Below are 22,193 nucleotides of genomic sequence, written 5' to 3' on the forward strand. Positions count from 1 at the left end.
TTTATAAAAGTAATAAAAATTATTTTACATGTAAAGATTTTAAGAGGATTAGTGGTACATAATGAAAAGGATTTGGAGACTAAAGAAGGAGAAAAGCATGTTAAGTGTCTTCTCCTCAAAAGCAGTTAAGACTTAAATTGATTCAACTTTTCATTAAGATTTTCAGCCAATTTAGAGAGATGATCGGCTGCTGAGGCAATCTCTTCAACACTTCTGGCATTTTCGCTGGTGAGTGAATTAATGTTTGTCACCATAGAGATAATTCGATCGGTATCACTCGCGATTCGAATCGAATTTTCAGCACTCGTTGTGACAGAAACGACACTCTCTTGCATCACACTGCTTGTCCCAAGAATGGTCTCTTCAACGCCCGTCGAAACATCGGAAAGACGTCTGATATTTTTCGCATTGCGCCCCATTTGCTCCGAAGAGTCCACGATGGATTGAACGATGACATTGATGGTTGCATTGATCTCGGTCAGTGAGTTTTGGGTTCGCTCTGCAAGTTTACGAACTTCATCCGCAACAACGGCAAAGCCTCGTCCATGTTCTCCAGCACGGGCTGCTTCAATGGCGGCATTCAGCGCAAGTAAATTGGTTTGATCTGCAATATCTGAAATGACGGTGAGGATTTGTTTGACTTGCTCGGCATCACTGCTCATCTGCTCTAGTTTTTGAGCTAAAGCTGTTTCTGCTTCACTGGCAAGTCCTACTTCATTGCGAAGCGTAATGACTTCATTTTTGGCATTATCCAGCCTTTGACCGGCATCGGTAATACTTTTTTTCATCGCTTCTGAAAGGGTGGCAGTCTCTTGCACGAAAGTTTTAATCGTTGCAATTTCCTGAATAGTATTTTCAACAATCGTCGTACTCCTTGTAGCATTGCGCCCTATTTGCATACTGGTGGAACTGAGTTCATGCGATACGGAAGCATTTTCAGTCGATGATTGTTTAGCATCAACAATGGTTTGCTCCAGTGTGGTGACTAAGGCATTAAAACTATCAACAATTTCCTTAAATTCATTCTTTTTCTCATAGGTGATTCTAAATGTTAACATTTTATTCTTCACAAACGAGACCATGCTATCACGGATAATATGCACACCTTGAAGAATATTGCGACGAATCATAATGCTGGTAATAATCACCAAACCAGCCACCAATAATGAAAGCCCTATCATCAGTGCACTGGCATTATCTTTTGTATTGGAAGCTTCAAGTGCTTTTGTTTCAGCCAACTCTTTATTGTAATTCATATGAATGCGCAGCGTATCTCCAACGGTCGCTAAAAATGGCCTCTTCGCAAATGCGAGCGTTCGTGCTTCTTCTTTTTTATTGGCTTTTGAGAGTGCTAAAAACTGATCTAACAAGGCGTTGTATTGGTTTAAGATTTCTTTGTCTTTTTCATAAAGCTCTTTATCTTTTGCATTCGATAAATACTCAGAATATGATGCAACTTTTTTGTCTAATAAATCTCTGACTTCTTTAATCATCGCAGCGGACTCATCCATTGATTTTTGATCCGTTGCGGAGAGAAACTCAAACGCATAAACGCGAAGGTAGTAATAATCCTCCATCATGCCATTGACAATTAAAATACTCGGTATGACATTCACATTGCCATAATTTGTATTGGTATAAACTTCACCCATTTTATAAAAGCTGATAGCAAAAACGGAACCAATGCCTATAATCGCAATTGTAAGCATGACAATAAGCTGCTTTGCAATATTCATGATAACCCCTTTTTAGTTTCTTATGGGGCATCATAACTATCAAGTGTTGTAAAGGCGTTATATTGGGTATAGAGAATGTCACATCACTTTAAAATCATAAAATGACTCTCGGCGCAAACCTTTACATGTAAAGATTTACAAAGCTTTACCTTGTCGTTTTGCATCACTTTTAGGTGGCATGCCATACATGCGTGTGTACTCTCTGCTAAATTGTGATGGGCTGGCGTAACCCACTTGAAACGAAGCGGTAGCGGCATCGACATGTTGGCTTAAAAGTAGTTTTCGCGCCATTTGAAGGCGTACTTTTTTTTGGTATTGAATCGGTGTTAATGTCGTCACATTTTTAAAATGTCGATGAAACAATGAGTTACTCATGCCAAGACTATGTGCCATTTCGCTAATACGCAATGGCTCTTCAAAATGGGTATTGATCTGATGAATCGCTTGCATAATGCGGTATGCGTGGCTTCCCATCGTCGCAAACTGTTTAATAAACATCTGAGGATGATGGTCCAATAAACGGTACAAAACCTCTTTAACAATCAGCGGAGACAAGGTTGCAATCATTTTTGGATGTTTCAAAAGAGAAACCAACCGAATGAGTGCGTCTAAAAGCGCTTCATCCATCTCTCCCATCACCAAAGCGCAGTCACATTTTTTTGTGCAGGGCTGCATAAAAGCATCACCACTTTCTTGCACCACTTCCATCATTTCATCTAAGCTAAAAGTCAGTTTTAGTGCTAAATACGGCGCTTCTTTACTTGCCTCAATGATCTTACCACTGAGTGGTAAATGTACCGAAGAGATCATATAAGTGGACGCATCATACGTATAAATTTGTTCCGCCAAATGCACTTCCTTAACACCTCTTGCAATAAAATAGATCGAAGGTTCGCTCATCGAACAGGCAAACTCAGAGCTTTTGGAAACTTTTGAAAGACTAAGAGAGGTAATGTCTGTTTGCACCGTACCCTCTTCGGGTAAAAGAGACTCTAAGAGTTGAATCAATTCATTTTTTTTAGCAGAGCTGTCCATCTGTTTCCTTTACATGTAAAAGTGAATTGTACAGTAATAGGCAATAAATGTGTCTAAATTATCTATCTACTTTATCAACACTTACGTTACAATTCGATCAACAAGTACCAAAAATAGAGGAGATAAAAGTATATGAACGTAGTAGCGATCAATGGAAGCCCTAATAAAAATGGCAACACGGCACAGTTAATTGATACGATTGCACAAGAATTGGCCAAAGAAAATATTTCAACAGAGGTCTTGCACATCGGCAATAAAACTATTCGAGGCTGTTTTGGCTGTGGTGGCTGTGCAAAAAATCAAGATGAGCGTTGTATCGCCAAAGATGATGCGCATGTTAATGAGTACATCCAAAAGATGAAAGAAGCCGATGGTATCATCCTTGGAACACCCGTTCACTGGGCAGGTATTGCAGGAACGATGAAGTCCTTTTTGGATCGCGCATTTTACGTCTCTTCTGCCAATGGCAATCTCTTTCGCCATAAAGTAGGAGCCAGCATCGTAGCCGTACGTCGATCAGGCGGTGTCAGCACTTTTGATGCGATGAATCACTATCTTACCTATGCTGAGATGATTATGCCAACAACGAACTACTGGAATGTTGCGCACGGAAGAGTTCCAGGAGAGGTTCATGAGGATTTGGAAGGGATGCAAATTGCACGCGTTTTAGGAAAAAATATGGCATTCACCCTTAAAATGGTTCAAAATGCCAAGGAAAACAACGTACCTTTCCCAGAACAAGAAGCTAAAATTATGACTAATTTCGTACGCTAAATTTTTACATGTAAAACCCCTAAGGCTCTTTTGCCTTAGGGAATGGCGTCGTTTACTTCCGCATACTTCGCATAAACTGTGAAAAACGTGAACGCCTTGTAAGAACCGTTGGGAAGTTTGGATCACTCGCATGTCTCACATCTTCAATGGAATAAACCGCTTGTGGGTTATAGTGCAAAATAAGCGGTGTAATGACTTTAATACTCGAGCGTTTTATCAGCGTAAAAATGATGTTCACAGCACCCATATTTCCCTCAGCATCCACTACTGTGACACTGTAACCAAGATCACGTAAAACGGTAACTAAGGCATGCGAATCCCTCTTCGTAATAATACGCACCACCACCATGCCAAGCGCTAAACGATTTTCAATAAACATCCCAATGTAATTTCCCAGTGAAAACCCAAGTGCATAGGCAATATAATTGATAGGATTGGTCAGGTTTTCCATAACTTTAGAGATGGCCAAAAGCCAGATTGTGACTTCAAAAAATCCCAAAATTGGCGCCCATAATCGAAGCCCTTTGGAGACAAAAATGATACGAAGCGTACCAATGCTGACATCGCAAATCCGTGCGAATGCAATTAAAACTGGTATGCCATACAAGGCAAACCACTCTTGATGGAGTATCTCGCTCATTTGATGACCTTATCGTTGAACTCTTTTTTTTCATTATAACACCTCCTGATTAAACCTGCCCTATTTTAAGAATTTTCAAAAAATGCTGTAACCAAAATATGATACAATCATCTCGGTAATGAACTATAAATGAAAGACTAAATGAGAAATAAATGTTTTTAAAACAGAGTTTGATATATTTTTTTTGTCAAAGTATGATCTACACGACTCTCTTTTTGAGTTCTGTCCATGAAACTCTATAATAAAATTCTCATCCTCACCATTACTCAGTTATTGGCTATTTTTATTTTTGGTATCTACCAAATCCAAACATTGTATCTCACACAACAAAAAGCCTTTGACCACAAAACACTGATTCAAACAGAAATGGTGCAAACACGTTTTGAAGAGATGCTCCAAAATTTACAAAAATCAGCCAAAATTTTAATGAATTCGCAAGAAGTAACAACGGGTATTATCAGTAATGACACCGATCTACTTTTTAATTGGGGCAAACTTTTTTTATCATCCCCGAGTGATAAAATACATTTTATGAATTTGAAAGGCACGGTCATCAGTAGAGGCGAAGCAGAATACAGCTTTGGCGATGATGTTTCCAAAACATTTTATTTTCAACAAGTCTTACACAACGATACTTTTTTGGGCATTGATATCATTGATAACCAAGAGTGCCTTGTTTTTGCGTCTCGTATTAAACAATACGGTAAAAAACCTATTGGCATCATTTGTGTTGCCATCGCTATTGATCAAGCCCTCTTAAATAAAATGGTTGAGGGAACCAATATGAGCATTACCTACCATTCAGCTTATCAAGATATTTCAACTACGCATAGTCAAAAACTGTTTAATACTTCCACACTTCATGTCAGCCTTCAAACATTAGGTGTTCAAGAGGCAACCTTTCATATAGGGTTAACTTCAGAAGAAGAGCTGAGTGCCCTTAAAGAAACCCGTACCAATTTTTTACTCAGTATTGCGCTCGCTTTTGTGCTTCTCTTTATTGCGCTTCACATCGTTTTATTAAAACATCTCAAGGATTATGAAAATTTAACCCACTTGCTCATTGACTTTTATGAAGATCACATTTCCATCAAAGAGGTCATTACCCGAACACAAAAAGTGATTTTTGATCACACAGCACCAGAAGTTAAAAAGATTGCGGAAGCACTTTTTAAAATGAGCCAAAAAATAGCAGATACCCAAGATGAACTTGAAGCACTCAGCACGACCGATCAACTCACCTCTCTTGCCAACAGACGCAAACTAGAAGAGTGCCTAAATCAAAAACTAAAAGAGGCAAACAGAGGTGTCCATTTTTCTATTATTATGCTTGATATTGATCGTTTCAAAACAATCAACGACACGTATGGACATGAAATTGGCGATCATGTTTTACTGCATTTATCCCATACAATGTACCATGCAATGCGTGTAAGCGACATCGTTGGCAGATGGGGTGGCGAAGAATTTTTACTCATCCTGCCTGAAACGTCTCTGCAAGGAGCGATCATTTTAGCCGAAGGGTTGTGTGCAAAAATTGCGGAGCTGCATTTTGAACACTATCCTCAGTCCGTAACCATTAGTTTAGGTGTTGCAACCTATCATGAAGATGACACATCCAATACCATTTTAAATCGAGCTGATACTGCACTTTACAAAGCAAAAAACAGTGGAAGGAACAGGGTGGAATATGAAGATTAAAATAATCGTACTCCTTTTAATCTGGCTATGTAGCACGATCATAGCCCAAGACAAGCTCGTATTTGGCGTCAATCCGTATCGCAATCCTGAAGAGCTTCGAGAACTGTACAGTGAACTGATCACGTACTTGGAGAAATCTTTAAACAAAGAGATTGTCTTTGTTATTTCTAAAGATTACGATCACCTGGTGAGTTTGATTGAGAATGGATCGGTCGATATCGCTTCTGTTTCTCCGAAACTTTTTGCTACATTACGCCACAATGTACCCAATACTCACTATTTGGCAACGCTTGAAATGATCAATGAAAATGGACAAAAAGAGAGTTCTTACCAAGGATTGATTGTTACAAGAGCTGATAGTTCTATTGTAACACTCCATGATTTAAGAGGGAAAAGATTTGGCTTTACGGATGTAAGTTCAACTTCGGGGTATGTATACCCACGTTTTCTTATGAAGCAACAAGGTGTCGATCCACTGCATGATTTAAGCCAAACCTACATGCTTAAAAAACATACGAAAGTGCTACAAGCCCTTTTAGAAAAATCGATTGATGCGGGGGCGGTTGCAAGTGGCGCATATTATAATTTATCAACCGAAGAACAAAATAAAATTCGTATCTTGGCAACAACGGAAGAGATACCACTGGATGTCATGATTGCTTCTTCAAAGCTAAATCCAGCTTTTGTAGATCAAATCCAACAGCTCCTCATGCACTTTTCATCACACCAGACCAAAAATGATGCTATCGTTGGATTTACTCAAAAACCGTTAACGTTATACGATCGGCTCAATACCCTAGAGTAAATTTAGAGAATAATTTCTTTCACACGCCCTACTTCGCCACTCTCCAAGCGCACTTTAATGCCATGAGGATGGTTGGCAGAATTGGTCAGAATATCTTTGACCACACCCAATGTCAGCTTGCCACTGCGTTGATCTTCTTTTAAAACGATCTGCACTTTCACACCTTTTTGAATGTTACTGCGAATCTGTCCTGCACTCATAAGTCTCCTTTACATGTAAAAGAGTATTGTACCCTATTGCGCATTTTTTCTTTACATGTAAAGCCTATGAGAGCTTTTCGCACAACTCCAAAAAGGCTTCACCATAGCGCTCAAACTTCACTTCACCGACCCCACTGACCTCCAGCATCGCTTCTTTATCCAGTGGGAGTTTTTCCGCCATCTCTTTAAGGGTTTTATCGCTAAAAACGACATACGGAGGAATGCCATTCTCTTTGGCAATTTCAGATCGCAACGCGCGTAACTTCTCAAAAATTGAGAGCTCAAATGTACCCAACACAACCTTTTTGGCTTTTTTGACCTTTTGACGCTCTTCCAAACGCTTCGCATGAATGCTGACGCTTAAACGCTCTTTGATGATTTGCGCGCCATATTCACTGAGACTCACCACACGGTATTCGCCCACATTGAGCGCTCCTAGCTCTAGCAACCTATCGCCGATGCTGAGCCACTGCGCTTTGGTTTTATCGTTTCCGATGCCAAAAACAGAAAGGCTTTGATGTCCGTTTTGCTCGATCTTTTCGCTGTTTGCACCCATTAAGACATCGACCACGTATTGCAGTCCAAAACGCTGTCCTGTGCGGTAGACACTCGATAGCAATTTTAACGCCTCATACGAGATATCCACGCTCTGCTTTTCACCATCGATACAGTTGTCGCAACGTGTTTTACATGTAAGAATCGTATCGTCAAAATAACTCGCAATTTGCTGATGCCTGCATACCTGCGACGAGGCAAATTTTGCCATCGCTTCGAGCTTTTCATACGCCACTGTTTGATACTCAGAAGCGGGCTGTTCACCAATGCGACGCTTGCGCTCCACGATGTCTGAGTTGGAAAAAAGCAGTAACGTCGAAGACGGCAAGCCATCACGCCCTGCACGCCCGATCTCTTGGTAATAATTCTCGATGGTTTTAGGCAGTGACATATGCACCACAAAACGAATGTTACTCTTATCGATGCCCATACCAAAGGCGATGGTTGCGACAACGACTTGAATCTCATCGTTTAAGAAAGCGCGAAACGTCTCATTTTTCTCTTCGGTCGGAAGTCCCGCATGATACGCACGTGCAAGGATATTGCGTGTGCTTAAAAACTGCGCCAAGCTTTCCGTCTCTTTGCGACTCAGCGTGTAAATGATGCCGCTTTCGTTTTCAAACGCACTCAAAAAAGAGAGAAGTTGCTCGCGCCCATTGGAGTTGCGATAGTCCGCTTTGATCGTGAGATTATCACGTTCCACTTTGGCACGAATGATTAACGGGTTTGAGAGACTGAGCTGATGCAAAATATCGTGTTCGACGATCTTCGTCGCCGTTGCCGTAAACGCGGCAATGGGTGTTTGTGGAAAATAGAGTTTAAGACGAAAGAGTTGTCGGTAATCTTCCCTAAACTCATGCCCCCACTCGCTCACACAATGTGCTTCATCAATGACAAAAAAATTGATCGGAAGGGTTTGCAAAAAGTGTAAAAACGACTCGCCTTTTAAGCGTTCAGGTGCAACGTATAACAGTTTAATCTCACCTTTTTGGCACGCTTGCATCGTCTCTTGGATCTCTTGAGGTGATTGCATTGAAGAGATCATCGAAGCTTTGATACCAAAGGTGGAAAGTGCGGTAATTTGGTCGTGCATCAAGGCTAATAGTGGTGAAATGACTACGCTAAGTCCTTCCATCACCAAAGAGGGAAGCTGATAACAGAGTGACTTCCCTGCTCCTGTGGGCAAGATCATCATAATGTCTTTGTGCGCTAAAATAGCATTAACAGCCTCTTCTTGATACGCTCTAAAACGGTGGTGTCCAAAGACACTTTGAAGAATACGGTATGGCTCAGTCACTTAAAGGTCTATCTCGTCTCTATCTTTTCCATCGCTTGCAAACCACTCATCTTCGATAAAATCGTTTTCAACGATCTGTGTCACATCGCGTTTCATATAGCGTCCTGAGGCGGTGACAGCGACTTCACCACTTGGAAGTATCAGCTCTCCTGTGCCTTCAAAAATGCGCCCTTTATCGCTAGTCATACGCCCAACAACTTTGAGTTCAACATCAAGCGGCACAGGCTTTTTATATTTTAAGTTCAGCTCTATCGTCACGCCAAAGCTCTTTTGTCCGTAATGCGCCATAATCGCTCGACCAATCGTCTCATCCAAAATCGTCGCTGAGATGCCACCGTGCAAAATACCCGGATAACTTTGAAGGTAGGTATGCGGCGTAAAATACGCCACAATCTCTTTGTTTTCCAGCTCGTAAAACTTCGTTTTCAGACCAAAAGGGTTTTCAATGCCACACACTAAACAGTTTTTGGAGATATGCTGTTTCCCCGTTACTTTAAATTTCACGCCTCTACTCCATGCACCTTTTCAAGCTCTTTACGCATTCTAGAGTAGAGTTTAAGATCGACGATTTTATAGCTTTTCAAAAGGGCATCCAAAAGAGACGCTTCAAGCTCGTTATGATCTTCTTTATTTGCAGGAACAATCTTATCTTTCACCGTACAGTTGTTGCAAAAATCATAGACATATTTCAAATCAACTTGATAATCCAAACGGTGTGTCAGCTCATTTTTAAGTTTGCGTGTCTCGTTCATAATGACAAACTCTTGCTCATTAATCACTTTTAACGCCCTCAACTCTTCGAGCAGTTTAAACTGTGTCATACTACGAGACGTTCCAGGAATAAGCACTTCTGCCATAAATTCATAGTACGCTTCGACTGCTAAGACCATCACATAAAGGTTCTTCCCGATAGGATTTTCCTCTTTCTCAATAAAATCTTTAAAATAGTGCAATTTTTGCATCTCAACCATCATCATTTTTACCTTTTACTCCCATTTATATAGTTCATTCTGAACTCTTAACACGCCTTTAGAGCAAAGCTCCAAAAGCTACGCTAACGCTGAGTATGCTTGCGCAGAGTGCCCACGCACCGTTGGTGCTTTATTTCACCTTACAATTTTTAGCGCCAATACCGCATGTTTTAGCCGCTTTTTTGGCTTTAACGGCTTTGATTTCCTCGCGTTTTTTACGAAGCCCCATCGGCTTTTTATTGGCTTTTTCACGATCAATCTTCGCTTGAATCGTATGCTTTTTCGCCTCTTTTTCAACCCAAACTTGGGTCTCAAAACCAGGGTAAAACTCTGTTTTAAGCGTGTATTTTAAGATTTTCTCAATCTCTTTTAACTTTAACTTTTCTTCTTGAGAAACAAACGAAATCGCTCGTCCCTCTTTACCCGCACGCCCCGTTCGGCCCGCACGGTGCAGATAATCTTCGGCGTCTCCTGGGAGTTCGTAGTTAATGACATGCGGCAGATCTTCGATGTCAAGACCGCGTGAAGCGATGTCCGTAGCCACTAAAACGCGAATGGAATTTTCTTTAAATGCCGCAACGGCTTTGGTGCGTTGTGCGTGGGCTTTATCGCCATGTAAAACGAGTGTTTTTAAGCCACTTTTACTAAGATAATCACCCACCTCATCGGCACTCTGTTTCGTTTTGGTAAAGACCAACACTTGATGCCAGTTTTCCGTACCGATCATGAAAGAGAGCATCTCGCATTTGCGTTCTTTGTCCACCACGTAGATGGTCTGCTGTACGTTTTTGGCAAATTCGCCTTGATTGTTGATTGCCACCGTGACAGGTTTTTTCAAGCTCACTTCAGAAAGACGTTTAACCGATTTGGAAAGTCCGACGGAGAAAAGAAGCGTTTGACGTTTTTTAGGAAGCAACGAGAGCAATAACTCGACCTCATCCCAAAATCCCATATCAAGGATTCTATCGGCTTCATCAAAAACGAGCATTTCTACACGAGAAAGGTCAACATTGTCCAGTTTGATATGCTCAAGAAGCCTTCCAGGCGTGGCGATAAGAACATCAATGCCCTTTTCTAACCTCTTCACTTGCGGTGTAAACTTCACACCGCCGTAAATCGCCCCGATGTTTAACTCAAGGTTTTTGCCATACTCTTGCACATTCATATTAACTTGCGATGCCAACTCACGAGTCGGCACTAAAATAAGCGCACGCACTACTTTTTTCGTAGTTGATTTTTGTGTTTTTTTGCTCAGAATTTGTAAGAGTGGAAGTGCATACGCAGCCGTCTTTCCCGTGCCCGTTTGTGCCGTTGCCATAACATCTTTACCCTCTAATACCAAAGGGATGACCTTTGTCTGCACAGGCGTTGGTTTTGTGTACCCAAGTTCAGTTACTGCTTCTTGTAGTGGCGCAATCAAGCCTAGCTTTTCAAATAACATCTCTATCCTTTATGTATCTTAATGACACGATTGTATCTAAGTTTTATTTAAAGAATCGAACTGTCCTTGTTTAAGGCATCTGAATGCTAAAGCTATTCCAAACCTTTACATATAAAGAGTTTTTTCTTTAAAAGGTGTATTCTTTGCTAGATAAAAGTTAAAAATTTAACTCTAGCCCCTTAGAATCACTTTGCAAAAAGGTTAGAAAAACAAGGTTACATGAAAGAAAAGCAATATGGTATAAAAGTTTCCCATGAGAAACTTTTATATACCCAATGCTCTGTTTACCATTGATTCAACTTCTTCATTCATATTGACTGGTAAAAGAATTGTCTCTTTATTTTGATGCGCATATACTCTAAAAATCTCATCAGCAAACGCTTGCCCTATACTCTCTACTCCTTTAAAGTCAAAGACAACATACTGAAACTTATCGATACGAACCAATAATCTTTTGGCTTGTGAGCGAGATACAAGCTTTTCATTTCCATATTGTGCAAGCTTTACTGGAATAATTGTTTTGTTAAACTGAGATGTCCCTACTTGCAACGTGTCTTCTGTAAATTGATCAAACACATCTTTAATACGCCTTTGTGAGTGGATAGAAATTTTTAGAATAATCATCGTTCCTGCTTCTTCCATTTTGACAGGTGAATCAAACAAAAAATCAAATTCATGGTTGTTGTCGTGCGAAAAATTTAGACCTTTTGAGACAATATCGAATTTATCGAACATGCGAGAAGTAAAAAAAATACCTTCACCAGTATGCCTTTCTGGGTCTGTAGTTAATTTACCTTTTGATAGTTCCATAATGGCATGTCTTTCATCTTCAAGATGACATAATCGTTGAATGCGCCTAAATATACCCTCACCATTATCAATAATATATATCATTATGTCTTCTCGAGTTCTGCTAACATCGATGTATAAGATATTACCTTCTGAATGATCAATGGCATTATTAACCATTTCCGTGAAGCCATATTGGCATATGTCTATGACATTTTCACTGACTCCTTCAAAGATAAAAGAGAAATAGTTTCGCCACAGAATATCTTCTGAAAGCTCTTTACTGATAGTAAAAGAGCGTCTGTACTCTCTCACTGGTCCCAAGAAGTAACGCTTACCTTTCCCTTTGCCTTCTGTGGCAATCTTACCTTCATTTTCTAAGACTTTAATATGTCTAAAAACAGCTTGTGGCGTAATAGAAAAAATAGTAGAGATATGGTTTGAAATATCATTGGGATGATGTACAACATCTCTTAAAATTTGTGTACGGATTTGCTGACCTTTTTCTTTGTGTGTCATTTTTATCCTTTAAGAAAGCTATTTACTTAAAGTATATATGGTATTTACTTAAAGGACGATGAGAAAAAGTCTGAAAATAAGAATAAGGACTAAGCTTTTAACTTTCATTCATCAACTCCATCAAGAAATAACATTAAAATTTCGCACAAAGCAGTGAAAAACTATTCCACCCCTCTTTACATGTAAGCTCAAATCCAAACCCGTGTTTTTGTACGATTTTTTGAACGATGCCAAGCCCTAAGCCAAACCCTTCAACACCTCTTGCCGCATCCCCTTGCGCAAATGGTTCACAGTAGTAATCCAATGTGTGTTCCAACGCCTCGCCTTTGCTTTTAACGCTGATCGTGTGCTCTTTGACTTCGATGATGATGGGCTTTTGCGTGGTGTATTTGAGAGCATTGTCGATGAGATTTTTCAGAGCGATGGAGAGGTAAGTCAGATCGCCCTTGATCTCAAAACTCTCTTCGATGCACAGTTCCACCACACTTTCATCTTCAATGAGGGCGCGGGAAAGTGCTTCTGAGATCAGTGTTTCCGCATCAAAAGTGCTTAGGTTTAGTTGCTCCATATTGGCATTGAGCCGTTCGATCTCTAAAAGCTCTTGGGTCAGCTCATCGATCTGCGAAATCGCCTTTTTGAGGCTTTTCTGATACTTTCCCTCGCCTAACATTTCTAAAGCAAGTTTGGATTTGGCAAGCGGGGTGCGAAGCTCATGCCCGATGTCACGAAGCAGACGTTGGCGTGAGAGAATCAGCGCTTCGATGTTCGACGCCATCGCATTAAAGGTATCGCAGAGCTTGCCCAGCTCATTAGAGCCAAGGCGTTTCATTCTTACATGTAAAGCACCTTCGCCAAATTTTTGAAGCGTTAACGCAATCTGTTTGAGGGGAAAAATAAGCTTTATAATCATCAAAAACGTGATGACAAGCACGAAAATATCGGCAAAAATGAGGTAACTCACGGTATCAAAATGATAAAAACCCTCTATTTGGGTCTTATCACGTATTAGTAGGCTATCGTCTAAATAACTCATTAATAAAAAGTATCTGCCTTTTGTGTCCTTCAAAACTTTCACTTCACCAAAAGAACTACTTTTTTCATAAATACTTTTGGAATGCTCTAGCACATTTTGAGGCTCTGAAATCACTTCAAAATTAAAGGCTATAAGCCTTTTGTTAAGGGCAGCTTGATCATTATTGGCAAGGTCACGAAAGAGGTCTGTGGAAGCTTGAAAATACTTCTCTTTTAAGAGCATCTCTATTTTAGTTTGGGTAAGTTCGTTCGTTTCGCGTGAGACAAAAAGCATCAACGAAAGACTGACTAAAAAAAGTAAAAAGAGTTTGGTAAAAATGGACATCTTAACCGACCATTTTGTAGCCGATGCCCCAAACGGACTTGATGTATTTGGGATTTTTAGAATCATCGCCTATTTTAGCTCGAAGGTTGCTGATGTGCATATCCACCGTGCGATCTTTGGAGTTATACCCAATGCCGTTAATCGCGTTAAAAATCACCTCACGTGAAAAGACTTTGCCTTGATTGGAAAGTAAGAGCAACAAAATGTCAAACTCGATTTTGGTGAGGTCTAAGAGATAACCGTCCAACGTGATCTCCATCTTCGCTTCATCGATTTCAAACTCCCCTACTCTTTTTTTAGAGAGAGTATTTCTGCGCAAATGTGAGTTGATCTTAAGCACCAATTCGCGTGGCTCATACGGCTTTGCGAGGTAATCATCCGCACCCACGCCATAGCCTAAGATTTTATCACTGAGTTCATTGCGCGCTGAGGAGATAATAATATGCGCATCACTCATCGAGCGAATGGCTTTACACACATCAAACCCATCCATTTGTGGAAGCATCAGATCAAGCACGATCACTTTGTACTGCGGGTTTGCTTTGAGATGTTCCAGTGCCTCTTTAGGTTTGTCAAAAGCCTGCACGTCAAAGTCATAATTTTGTAAATAATCCGCAATCAGTGATTGCATCTCCAAATCATCTTCGATAAGTAAAATTTTCTCGCTCATTCCACTTCCCACTCTTCAAGATTCTGCGCAAATTTTTGGCGCTGTTCGGGTGTCAAAATAGCGTGCATTTGCACTAAAAAATGCGTTTCAATCATGGTGGCTTTTTGGTTAATCGCTTGGTTCAGCTTCTGTAAATCGTCTTCATTCACGCTCTCTTGCAAAAGTGCATTCTCTTTTTGATCTTTCATCTTCTCTTTAAACTCACGAAACCCCTTCAAATCCACACGGTACTGTTTCAAAATGCCTTTAATACGCTCTTTTTGATCGTGTGATAATTCCAAATAGGAGAGGTCTTTGCTGAGTTGATGCTCTTTTTTGCCATCATGGTCAGCATAGAGTGAAAGGGTGAGAAGGAAGATCAAAAGTAATTTCATCCCTTTTCCTATATAGGTTTAATGTCACGATTGTTCAAGAGTCCATTTTCAATATTATCATGGCACGCCTTACAATTCGATGGTTTTCCAATATCGGCTCTTTTAAACACCGCTTTGTCAATCTCTTTGTGGCGGTTTTTCCAAAAAGGCGTTTCAGTAATGGCAAGGTACGTTTTCTCTTTGTCCAAACTGGCAAGAATCCTCATAGAAGACTCTTTGGTCGATGTCTCAGCACTGTTTTTCACTAAAAATGCTTTAATAGATTCTGTGGTAGCAGCGTCCAGTGAAGCATCATCGCCAAAATGGTTTTGCAAGGTATCCATCATGCTCACCCACGATTTTGAAGGCAGTAAAAAGGGCGGATAGAGTGTATGACAACTGATACACTCTTTGTAAAACGCAGGATTTTCTTTGGCATAATCCATTTTTTGATTGCCATCGGCGATTAGAAGGCTGTTAGGAGAAAGGAGCATGTAAACAAATGCGAAAAGGGAAAGAGTAATGGCAACAACGCCGAAAGCTTTTTGCACCCATGTGAGTTTAACCCCCTCTTCATTGCCTATCTTATAACCATCGACCATCGATTCCAAGGCACGTGATTTATGCAGAAATTTATCGAGTAAAACGCCTGCAATATGCGCAAAAATGACTGCCATAAGGACGTTGGAGAAAAGCTCATGCACCTCTTTAAAAACCTTCATATCCCTAAACATCGTGTGATTCATAAAGGAAAACAGACCCATACCCTCTTTCACGCCATACGTTAAAGCACCTGTTGCAACGGTCAAAAACGTCAAAAACGATCATCGCTACAATGGCGTAACTTGACGCTGGATTGTGCCCAATATGCTCTTTTTTGTTGCCAAAAATGGAGAACATATACTCTTTTAAATCGCTCAGACTAAAGTTAAAATCTTTAAATTTAGAATACTTGACATCCATAAATCCCCACAAGATTCTAAAGAGAAAGAGCAGTGCGAGCGTATATCCAAGCGCTACATGTAAAGTGAGCAATCGTTTCACTTCGGGGGTTAAAAATGCCGCTAGCATCATCACCATCAAAAGGACATGTGAGACCCTCGTATAAAGTCCCCACACGAATATTTTTTTCATTCCCATCTCCCGTAATTTGGTATTTTAATCGCGCGTTCCGAATAATTGCCTTGATCGGCCAAGATATGGCAAGCGCTGCAATTGGACAGTGAACCAACCTCTTTTTGTGTTATCAACCGAGCAGGTACTTCGCGGTGCTCTTTGATAAACTTAGGCGACTCGGTAATGCGCATGGAATTGTTATTAGCCGCTATTTTACCACTTCCTGCATTACTTACCAGATACGCTAAAATCTGATCATGCTCAGCCTTGCCCAAAGAGGCATCGGTTCCGAAGTGATCACTGAGATTTCCCATCACTTTTTCCCATGATGTTTTGCTTAAAAGGGCTGGTTGATAGCCAAAGTGGCAACTCGCACACTCTTTTTGATACAAGGCATTATTCACCGGTGCAACGTTACCCGCAAACGCAAAAGTTAGTCCAAGTGCTGTCATTAAAAATATCTTTTTCATTTTTTTCCTTTATTTAGTTCTGCCGATTCTATCGGCAAGCTTTAGTATCTCAGCGGTTAACGTAGCCAAAAGAGCTTTGCTTTTTTGGCGTGTATAGACTTTGGCAAAAGTCTATTGGCAAAAGTCTATTGGTTGATAATGTAGGTTAACACATCACCTTTTTCAAGCGCAGTGCCCTCACGCACAAACACATCGTTAAAATTACGTCTGAGCCACTTTTGCACTTCCGCAACATCGGTAAGTCGTGTAGGGTTAGCGGAGGGGGCAAGAGCCGTGATGGGCTTGTTGGTGTTAACATTTTGCCCGCTATTTTTGAGGTTGTTGGTATGGCATGAGGTACAACTCATCTCGCTTCCTTTTTTACCCGTATGTTTGGATACAAAAAGTTTCTCACCACGCGTGGCATCAAAGCCTGTAAAGTTTGGATTTTGAGCCTTTGCCTCCGCGCTTAATTCGTTCATGTAGATTTGCATGGGGGCATTAAACGCTTTAGCATTCAACAACGAGAGGGATAACACTATCAAATAGACTATTTTTTTCATGATTAACTCCTAAATTGATACTGAAAGTTTAGAATAACAGTGTCAATTTAGGATTGACCTTTCCTTTACACTTTCTTTACATGTAAAGATTTATTGCATATCCTCTCGTGGTTCAAATGGGGAGATATTGTTCAAAAACAGAGCACCATAAGGGGTTTGCTTTTCGATGTCATAGTAGCACTCTATGAGTGTTTTATCCGAAACAATGGCTCCTTTAATAATACGCAAAATTTTAGCGGCATCCGTTCTTGAAATGTGCGCTGGCGCTTGGGAAGCAGAGGTAAAATAACGGTGCATGCGGTAAATCAACTTTTTGTTTTGAATCTCCACAATGAGTGAGTCAATCGGCATTTTAAAAAACATAAAATTTTGTTTGACATTAATCGAAAAGTAGGCCGTATCCATGCCATAAATCTTCGTCGAGTGCGAGTCAAAAAAGTAGAGGCTTTTGTTGTAGTTGTCATAAAAGGTGTCGTGCATCAACTCTAAAATCTGTATTTTTTCACTCTTTGTGTAGAAATTACCGATACGCGAAAAGGCAAAACGCAACAAGGATTCGATGGAATACCACTCGGTGGATTCAAAGGCATAGTTTGAAATCTGATCATAGCGTAGTTTTTTTAGCGCCACCGCTTCGGCTGAGATGACTCGTTTATAAGGCGTGGGAACCACTTTATCCCTATATGCAGGTCCAGGAAACTGCGGATGAATCACAAAACGATCTTGCGCCTCTTTATCTAAAATATACCGAAGTCCACCCTCATAACCTTGATCGATAATGCGTATTTCATCTTTGGGAACATGTTCCAACATATCTTCAAAATCAACACCATTACACTCTTTTTCCCAAATAGTGGGGGGATAGCGAAAGAATTTAGAGATGGAAACTTTCACCTCAGGGGAAGGTTCTTTAGTCACCAACTTATCAATCCACGCCGTAAGGGTACGACGGTCTTTATTGATGATGGCTGCAAACTTAGAGATACTCAAACCCGAACGGTTGTAAATCGCCACTATTTTTTCAATAGCATTATCGTACATAGAGCCCACCTTGGTACTTTTTTGATACATTTTGTATAAAAACTGTACGAGTCTAGCATCTATGTCTGAAAATTGTATTAAAAAATCAAAACTAGTACACTGAATTAAACCTTAAGTCGTTATATAATTGTTCAAAATTTGTACTACAGGAGATCACGTGTCATCGAAGTATGAGTCAACTTACAAAGAATCCATTGAAAATCCCGAAAAATTTTGGGCACAAGCGGCGACAAAAGTGCATTGGTACCACCAATGGGACAAAGTCTTAGATGTCGTCGATAACCACTATAGATGGTTTGTTGGCGGATGTATGAACAGCTGTTACAATGCGCGATGGATTTACATATAGACAACGGTAGAGGTGACCAACTTGCTATCATTTATGACTCACCTGTCACCGATACCAAACGCACCTATACCTATAGAGAACTTCGCCAAAGAGTCTCGAAAACGGCGTCGATTTTGGTGAATAAAGGTGTCGTGAAAGGTGATCGTGTCGTCATCTATATGCCGATGATCCCCGAAGCAGTCATTGCGATGTTAGCCTGCGCGCGCATTGGAGCGATTCACTCGGTTGTGTTTGGTGGATTTGCAGCACATGAGTTGGCTACGCGAATAGACGATGCGAAACCTCGTGTCATCATCAGCGCATCGTGCGGTATTGAGATCAGTAAGCTGATTAAATACAAACCGCTTTTAGATGAAGCGATCAAACAATCCACCCATAAACCTACGACATGTCTTATTTGGCAACGTCCACAAGAGCGAGCGAATATGCTTCCATGGCGTGACATAGACTGGGAGATGGAAGAGGAAAAAGCAGGCTTAGTCGAGTGCGTTCCTGTGGATGCTACCGATCCACTTTACATTCTCTATACCTCAGGAACCACAGGCAAACCTAAAGGCGTTATACGAAGCAATGGTGGTCACTCGGTTGCGATGAAATGGTCAATGGACAATGTCTACAATGCCAAACCGGGTGATGTTTTCTGGGCAGCCAGTGATGTCGGTTGGGTTGTAGGACACTCGTACATTGTCTATGGTCCTTTGATGAACGGATGTACGACCATTGTCTATGAAGGAAAGCCTGTACGAACGCCCAATCCTGGTGCATTTTGGAGAGTCTGTGATGAATACAAAGTCAATATCCTTTTTGCAGCCCCTACTGCATTTCGTGCTATTAAAAAAGAAGATAGCAAAGGCGAATGGGTCAAAAAGTATGATCTAAGCGCGCTTAAAAGTATTTTCCTAGCAGGGGAACGTTGCGATAGCGATACGCTAGAGTGGATTACGAAAATCACCAATAAACCAGCGATTGACCACTGGTGGCAAACCGAAACGGGTTGGGCAATCGCCGCCAATCCTATGGGACTTGACCCAATGCCTATTAAAGCGGGTTCTCCTACCAAACCTATGCCAGGGTTTAATCTCAAAGTCCTTGATGAACAAGGCAATGAGTGCAAACCCAATCAACTAGGCAACTTGGTGCTTAAACTTCCGCTTCCGCCTTCGTGTTTAATGAGCATTTGGTCAGATGATCAACGCTATAAAAAATCCTACCTTAACTTCTACCCCGGTTACTATCTCACGGGTGATAGCGGCTACATCGATGAAGATGGCTATGTGTGGGTTATGGGACGAATGGATGGTGTCATCAATGTTGCAGGACACCGCCTTTCCACAGGAGAGATGGAAGAAGTCATTTCTAAACATCCCGATGTGGCAGAGTGTGCGGTGATTGGCGTGGATGATGAACTTAAAGGCGAAGTACCGATGGCATTTGTAGTGCTCAAAGACGGCATCGAGCGTGACAATCGTTCCATCGCAGATGGCGTTATACAACTGGTGCGTGAAGAAATCGGTGCGGTGGCAGGACTGAAGCTGGCTACTGTCATTGAAAAGCTTCCTAAAACCCGTAGCGGTAAGATTTTACGAGCCACTATGCGCTCAATGGTAGATGGTAAAGAGTGGAGTATGCCCTCCACCATTGAAGACGAAAGTGTTTTAGCAGGTATTCAACAATCAATCGAAAAACTGGGATACCCCATCCCTAAAAAAGGAAAAAAATGAGTATGATCAGTGCAGGTTCACTCTTTAGAAAAGCGGTCAGCGAGAACCATCCACTTCAAATTGTTGGTGTTATTAACGCCTACAGCGCGATGCAAGCAGAGCGTGTTGGGCATAAAGCGCTCTACCTTAGCGGCGCAGGTGTTGCCAATGCGAGCATTGGACTTCCCGATCTGGGCATGACCAACTTAGAAGATGTGTGCATTGATGTCAGACGCATCACCTCTGCTTCTTCTTTGCCTCTCTTAGTCGATGCGGACACCGGTTGGGGTGGCGCTTTTAACATCGCTCGTACCATCAAAGAACTGACCCGTGCAGGTGCGGCGGCATGTCACATTGAAGACCAAGTCGCACAAAAACGTTGTGGTCATCGTCCGAACAAAGAACTCGTCAGTAAAGAAGAGATGTGTGACCGCATCAAAGCTGCGATGGACGGTAAAATTGACGATGAGTTCGTAGTGATGGCACGCACCGACGCACACGCGATGGAAGGTCAAGCCGCAGCACTTGAAAGGGCTCAAGCATACGTTGAAGCAGGAGCGGATATGATCTTTGCTGAAGCCATTCATACGCTTGCAGAGTACAAACAATTTACCAAAATTATTAAAGTGCCTGTGCTTGCCAACATCACCGAATTTGGTCAAACACCCTACTTTACATGTAAAGAGTTAGAGTCTGTCGGCATTGCTATGGTGCTCTACCCACTCTCAGGGTTTCGCGCGATGAATCAAGCTACGTTGACGGTCTTTAAAGATATTTTGAAAAATGGCAGTCAGAAAAATTCGATTCCTCTCATGCAAACGCGTACTGAGCTTTACGATATGTTGAACTACCATTCTTTTGAAGAGAAAATTGACGCACTCTTTACATGTAAAGATAAAAAATAATCGCTTACATGTAAAACTTTCTGCCAACACCGTTGGCAAGCTTTAGCGCCCTCGTGGCTAACGTAGGTAAAAATGAAAAAGGATAAAGAATGCAAGCAAAAGAGACAAAAAAAACGGGTGGTCTTGCGGGAATTGTGGCAGGACGTTCAGCCATTTGCACCGTTGGAACGGGTCATGGGCTCAATTATCGAGGCTATGATATTTACGATCTGGCTCAAAATGCAACCTTTGAAGAGGTATCGTACCTTTTAACTAAGGGTATTTTACCCACACAAAGTGAACTTGATACGTATAAAAAAGAGCTTATCAAAGCACGTGCCCTACCTGAGGCACTTAAGGTCGTACTTAAAAATTTACCTAAAAATGCTCATCCGATGGATATTATGCGTACAGGCTGTTCAGCACTCGGGTGCTTAGAACCCGAAGCCGATAATTTTAGCGATCAAGATGCGAAGATTACCCGTTTGATGGGCATTTTCCCTTCCATTTTACTTTACTGGCATCATTACCATATCAATGGCAAAGAAATCGACACGAATAGCACGCAAGATACGATTGGTGGCTATTTTTTGGAAAAATTGCACAACAAACAACCCAGCGAACTCTGGATTAAAGCGATGCATGTCTCGTTAATTCTCTATGCGGAGCACGAGTTTAACGCATCAACGTTTGCGGCACGCATCGGGGCATCGACACTTTCAGACATCTATTCAGCGATTACCGCGGCGATTGGTGTACTTCGAGGCCCTTTGCATGGTGGAGCAAATGAAGCGGCGATGGAGCTTATTTCTGAGTACACTTCAGCATCGCAAGCGACTACGGGCATTCACGCAAAACTGGAAGCAAAAGCTAAAATCATGGGCTTTGGACACCGTGTTTATGTGAGTAACGACCCACGTAATATTGTCATCAAAGAGTGGTCACGCAAACTAGCGGATGATGTGGGAAATGCTACCATCTTCCCAATTTCCGAGGCGATTGAAAAAGTGATGTGGGATGAGAAAAAACTCTTCCCCAATCTTGATTTTTACAGCGCGTCAACCTACCATTTTATGGGCATCCCCACAGCGTATTTCACGCCTATTTTTGTGATGAGTCGCACAGCGGGTTGGGCAGCACATGTGGTCGAACAACGCGGAGACAACAAACTGATTCGTCCAAGCTCTGAGTACATAGGACCAGAGAATCGAGCCTATGTTGATATTAAAAATAGATAATTAAAGGAAT

22 protein-coding genes and 1 pseudogene are annotated in these 22,193 nt (G+C 41.3%); 6 read left to right on the forward strand and 17 right to left on the reverse strand.

All coding sequences use genetic code 11. The annotated features are described in order from the left end of the window. Positions 1-125: 125 nt before the first annotated feature. On the reverse strand, positions 126-1,736 hold the full coding sequence (locus tag FA584_RS08795; protein WP_167749196.1) for a methyl-accepting chemotaxis protein: 1,611 nt from the start codon (positions 1,734-1,736) through the stop codon (positions 126-128). A 135-nt stretch (positions 1,737-1,871) separates the two neighbouring features. Next, positions 1,872-2,771: an AraC family transcriptional regulator gene (locus FA584_RS08800; RefSeq protein WP_167749197.1), complete on the reverse strand. Its 900-nt coding sequence runs from the start codon at positions 2,769-2,771 to the stop codon at positions 1,872-1,874. A 132-nt stretch (positions 2,772-2,903) separates the two neighbouring features. On the opposite strand from FA584_RS08800, the gene FA584_RS08805 reads away from it, so the two are divergent. Then, the gene (locus FA584_RS08805) at positions 2,904-3,545 is read left to right on the forward strand and encodes a flavodoxin family protein (protein ID WP_096046951.1); all 642 of its coding nucleotides are present in this window, start codon (positions 2,904-2,906) and stop codon (positions 3,543-3,545) included. 52 nt (positions 3,546-3,597) lie between these two features. On the opposite strand, the gene FA584_RS08810 is transcribed toward FA584_RS08805, so the two are convergent. Continuing rightward, positions 3,598-4,185 carry a DUF2179 domain-containing protein gene (locus FA584_RS08810; RefSeq protein ID WP_167749198.1) on the reverse strand — a complete coding sequence of 196 codons (588 nt, stop codon included), beginning with the start codon at positions 4,183-4,185 and terminating at the stop codon, positions 3,598-3,600. A 228-nt stretch (positions 4,186-4,413) separates the two neighbouring features. Between FA584_RS08810 and FA584_RS08815 the strand changes: the two genes are divergently transcribed. Together FA584_RS08815 and FA584_RS08820 are read left to right on the forward strand one after the other, a co-directional pair. After that, the gene (locus FA584_RS08815; RefSeq protein ID WP_167749199.1) at positions 4,414-5,886 is read left to right on the forward strand and encodes a sensor domain-containing diguanylate cyclase; all 1,473 of its coding nucleotides are present in this window, start codon (positions 4,414-4,416) and stop codon (positions 5,884-5,886) included. Beyond that, entirely contained in the window at positions 5,876-6,691 is an 816-nt protein-coding gene (locus FA584_RS08820; protein ID WP_167749200.1) for a phosphate/phosphite/phosphonate ABC transporter substrate-binding protein, read from the forward strand. Before FA584_RS08815 ends, FA584_RS08820 begins: the two co-directional genes overlap by 11 nt. 2 nt (positions 6,692-6,693) lie before the next feature. On the opposite strand, the gene FA584_RS08825 is transcribed toward FA584_RS08820, so the two are convergent. The 14 genes from FA584_RS08825 to FA584_RS08890 all read right to left on the reverse strand — a co-directional run bounded on the left by FA584_RS08825 (position 6,694) and on the right by FA584_RS08890 (position 18,012). Continuing rightward, positions 6,694-6,891, reverse strand: a complete 198-nt coding sequence (locus FA584_RS08825; protein ID WP_096046955.1) for a YwbE family protein — start codon at positions 6,889-6,891, stop codon at positions 6,694-6,696. Positions 6,892-6,955: 64 nt separating this feature from the next. After that, the gene (gene recQ / locus FA584_RS08830) at positions 6,956-8,743 is read right to left on the reverse strand and encodes a DNA helicase RecQ (protein ID WP_167749201.1); all 1,788 of its coding nucleotides are present in this window, start codon (positions 8,741-8,743) and stop codon (positions 6,956-6,958) included. Then, positions 8,744-9,247 (reverse strand): PaaI family thioesterase, encoded by a 504-nt coding sequence (locus FA584_RS08835; RefSeq protein WP_096046957.1) that lies wholly within the window; start codon positions 9,245-9,247, stop codon positions 8,744-8,746. It abuts the gene before it with no gap. After that, positions 9,244-9,717: a hypothetical protein gene (locus FA584_RS08840; protein WP_096046958.1), complete on the reverse strand. Its 474-nt coding sequence runs from the start codon at positions 9,715-9,717 to the stop codon at positions 9,244-9,246. Before FA584_RS08840 ends, FA584_RS08835 begins: the two co-directional genes overlap by 4 nt. Positions 9,718-9,844: 127 nt before the next feature. After that, positions 9,845-11,155 carry a DEAD/DEAH box helicase gene (locus tag FA584_RS08845; RefSeq protein WP_167749202.1) on the reverse strand — a complete coding sequence of 437 codons (1,311 nt, stop codon included), beginning with the start codon at positions 11,153-11,155 and terminating at the stop codon, positions 9,845-9,847. A gap of 264 nt (positions 11,156-11,419) precedes the next feature. After that, entirely contained in the window at positions 11,420-12,463 is a 1,044-nt protein-coding gene (locus tag FA584_RS08850) for an STAS-like domain-containing protein (protein ID WP_167749203.1), read from the reverse strand. A gap of 133 nt (positions 12,464-12,596) precedes the next feature. After that, positions 12,597-13,820 (reverse strand): ArsS family sensor histidine kinase, encoded by a 1,224-nt coding sequence (locus FA584_RS08855; RefSeq protein ID WP_167750825.1) that lies wholly within the window; start codon positions 13,818-13,820, stop codon positions 12,597-12,599. A 1-nt stretch (position 13,821) separates the two neighbouring features. Next, complete coding sequence (locus FA584_RS08860) at positions 13,822-14,490, reverse strand: response regulator transcription factor (RefSeq protein WP_167749205.1); 669 nt, start codon at positions 14,488-14,490, stop codon at positions 13,822-13,824. Next, positions 14,487-14,864: a Spy/CpxP family protein refolding chaperone gene (locus tag FA584_RS08865; protein WP_096046964.1), complete on the reverse strand. Its 378-nt coding sequence runs from the start codon at positions 14,862-14,864 to the stop codon at positions 14,487-14,489. Before FA584_RS08865 ends, FA584_RS08860 begins: the two co-directional genes overlap by 4 nt. A gap of 8 nt (positions 14,865-14,872) precedes the next feature. Continuing rightward, entirely contained in the window at positions 14,873-15,661 is a 789-nt protein-coding gene (locus FA584_RS14720; protein WP_167749206.1) for a cytochrome b/b6 domain-containing protein, read from the reverse strand. Next, positions 15,570-15,977 carry a cytochrome b/b6 domain-containing protein gene (locus FA584_RS08875; RefSeq protein ID WP_167749207.1) on the reverse strand — a complete coding sequence of 136 codons (408 nt, stop codon included), beginning with the start codon at positions 15,975-15,977 and terminating at the stop codon, positions 15,570-15,572. Before FA584_RS08875 ends, FA584_RS14720 begins: the two co-directional genes overlap by 92 nt. Next, positions 15,974-16,429 carry a diheme cytochrome c gene (locus tag FA584_RS08880; RefSeq protein WP_167749208.1) on the reverse strand — a complete coding sequence of 152 codons (456 nt, stop codon included), beginning with the start codon at positions 16,427-16,429 and terminating at the stop codon, positions 15,974-15,976. Before FA584_RS08880 ends, FA584_RS08875 begins: the two co-directional genes overlap by 4 nt. 125 nt (positions 16,430-16,554) lie before the next feature. Then, entirely contained in the window at positions 16,555-16,971 is a 417-nt protein-coding gene (locus FA584_RS08885) for a DUF1924 domain-containing protein (RefSeq protein ID WP_167749209.1), read from the reverse strand. 90 nt (positions 16,972-17,061) lie between these two features. Further along, the gene (locus FA584_RS08890) at positions 17,062-18,012 is read right to left on the reverse strand and encodes a hypothetical protein (RefSeq protein WP_096046968.1); all 951 of its coding nucleotides are present in this window, start codon (positions 18,010-18,012) and stop codon (positions 17,062-17,064) included. A 157-nt stretch (positions 18,013-18,169) separates the two neighbouring features. On the opposite strand from FA584_RS08890, the pseudogene FA584_RS08895 reads away from it, so the two are divergent. The 3 genes and pseudogenes from FA584_RS08895 to prpC all read left to right on the forward strand — a co-directional run bounded on the left by FA584_RS08895 (position 18,170) and on the right by prpC (position 22,183). After that, positions 18,170-20,082: pseudogene (locus FA584_RS08895) on the forward strand (propionyl-CoA synthetase). Positions 20,083-20,087: 5 nt separating this feature from the next. Continuing rightward, a complete protein-coding gene (gene prpB / locus FA584_RS08900; protein WP_305791361.1) occupies positions 20,088-20,966 on the forward strand; it encodes a methylisocitrate lyase in 879 nt (292 codons plus the stop codon). 89 nt (positions 20,967-21,055) lie between these two features. After that, entirely contained in the window at positions 21,056-22,183 is a 1,128-nt protein-coding gene (gene prpC / locus FA584_RS08905) for a bifunctional 2-methylcitrate synthase/citrate synthase (protein ID WP_167749210.1), read from the forward strand. The last annotated feature ends 10 nt before the right edge of the window (positions 22,184-22,193 follow it).

Source organism: Sulfurospirillum diekertiae (genome assembly GCF_011769985.2).
Taxonomy (GTDB): Bacteria; Campylobacterota; Campylobacteria; order Campylobacterales; family Sulfurospirillaceae; genus Sulfurospirillum; species Sulfurospirillum diekertiae.

Excerpts from the sequence above, each read along its gene's own strand:
- FA584_RS08880 (WP_167749208.1), bottom strand. The coding sequence starts at position 16,429 with ATGAAAAAGATATTTTTAATGACAGCACTTGGACTAACTTTTGCGTTT.
- FA584_RS08820 (WP_167749200.1), top strand. The coding sequence starts at position 5,876 with ATGAAGATTAAAATAATCGTACTCCTTTTAATCTGGCTATGTAGCACG.
- FA584_RS08815 (WP_167749199.1), top strand. The coding sequence starts at position 4,414 with ATGAAACTCTATAATAAAATTCTCATCCTCACCATTACTCAGTTATTG.
- FA584_RS08890 (WP_096046968.1), bottom strand. The coding sequence starts at position 18,012 with ATGTACGATAATGCTATTGAAAAAATAGTGGCGATTTACAACCGTTCG.
- FA584_RS08825 (WP_096046955.1), bottom strand. The coding sequence starts at position 6,891 with ATGAGTGCAGGACAGATTCGCAGTAACATTCAAAAAGGTGTGAAAGTG.
- FA584_RS08850 (WP_167749203.1), bottom strand. The coding sequence starts at position 12,463 with ATGACACACAAAGAAAAAGGTCAGCAAATCCGTACACAAATTTTAAGA.
- FA584_RS08805 (WP_096046951.1), top strand. The coding sequence starts at position 2,904 with ATGAACGTAGTAGCGATCAATGGAAGCCCTAATAAAAATGGCAACACG.
- FA584_RS08855 (WP_167750825.1), bottom strand. The coding sequence starts at position 13,820 with ATGTCCATTTTTACCAAACTCTTTTTACTTTTTTTAGTCAGTCTTTCG.
- FA584_RS08885 (WP_167749209.1), bottom strand. The coding sequence starts at position 16,971 with ATGAAAAAAATAGTCTATTTGATAGTGTTATCCCTCTCGTTGTTGAAT.
- FA584_RS08810 (WP_167749198.1), bottom strand. The coding sequence starts at position 4,185 with ATGAGCGAGATACTCCATCAAGAGTGGTTTGCCTTGTATGGCATACCA.
- FA584_RS08865 (WP_096046964.1), bottom strand. The coding sequence starts at position 14,864 with ATGAAATTACTTTTGATCTTCCTTCTCACCCTTTCACTCTATGCTGAC.
- FA584_RS08845 (WP_167749202.1), bottom strand. The coding sequence starts at position 11,155 with ATGTTATTTGAAAAGCTAGGCTTGATTGCGCCACTACAAGAAGCAGTA.
- FA584_RS08875 (WP_167749207.1), bottom strand. The coding sequence starts at position 15,977 with ATGAAAAAAATATTCGTGTGGGGACTTTATACGAGGGTCTCACATGTC.
- prpC (WP_167749210.1), top strand. The coding sequence starts at position 21,056 with ATGCAAGCAAAAGAGACAAAAAAAACGGGTGGTCTTGCGGGAATTGTG.
- FA584_RS08840 (WP_096046958.1), bottom strand. The coding sequence starts at position 9,717 with ATGATGGTTGAGATGCAAAAATTGCACTATTTTAAAGATTTTATTGAG.
- FA584_RS08795 (WP_167749196.1), bottom strand. The coding sequence starts at position 1,736 with ATGAATATTGCAAAGCAGCTTATTGTCATGCTTACAATTGCGATTATA.
- FA584_RS08800 (WP_167749197.1), bottom strand. The coding sequence starts at position 2,771 with ATGGACAGCTCTGCTAAAAAAAATGAATTGATTCAACTCTTAGAGTCT.
- FA584_RS08860 (WP_167749205.1), bottom strand. The coding sequence starts at position 14,490 with ATGAGCGAGAAAATTTTACTTATCGAAGATGATTTGGAGATGCAATCA.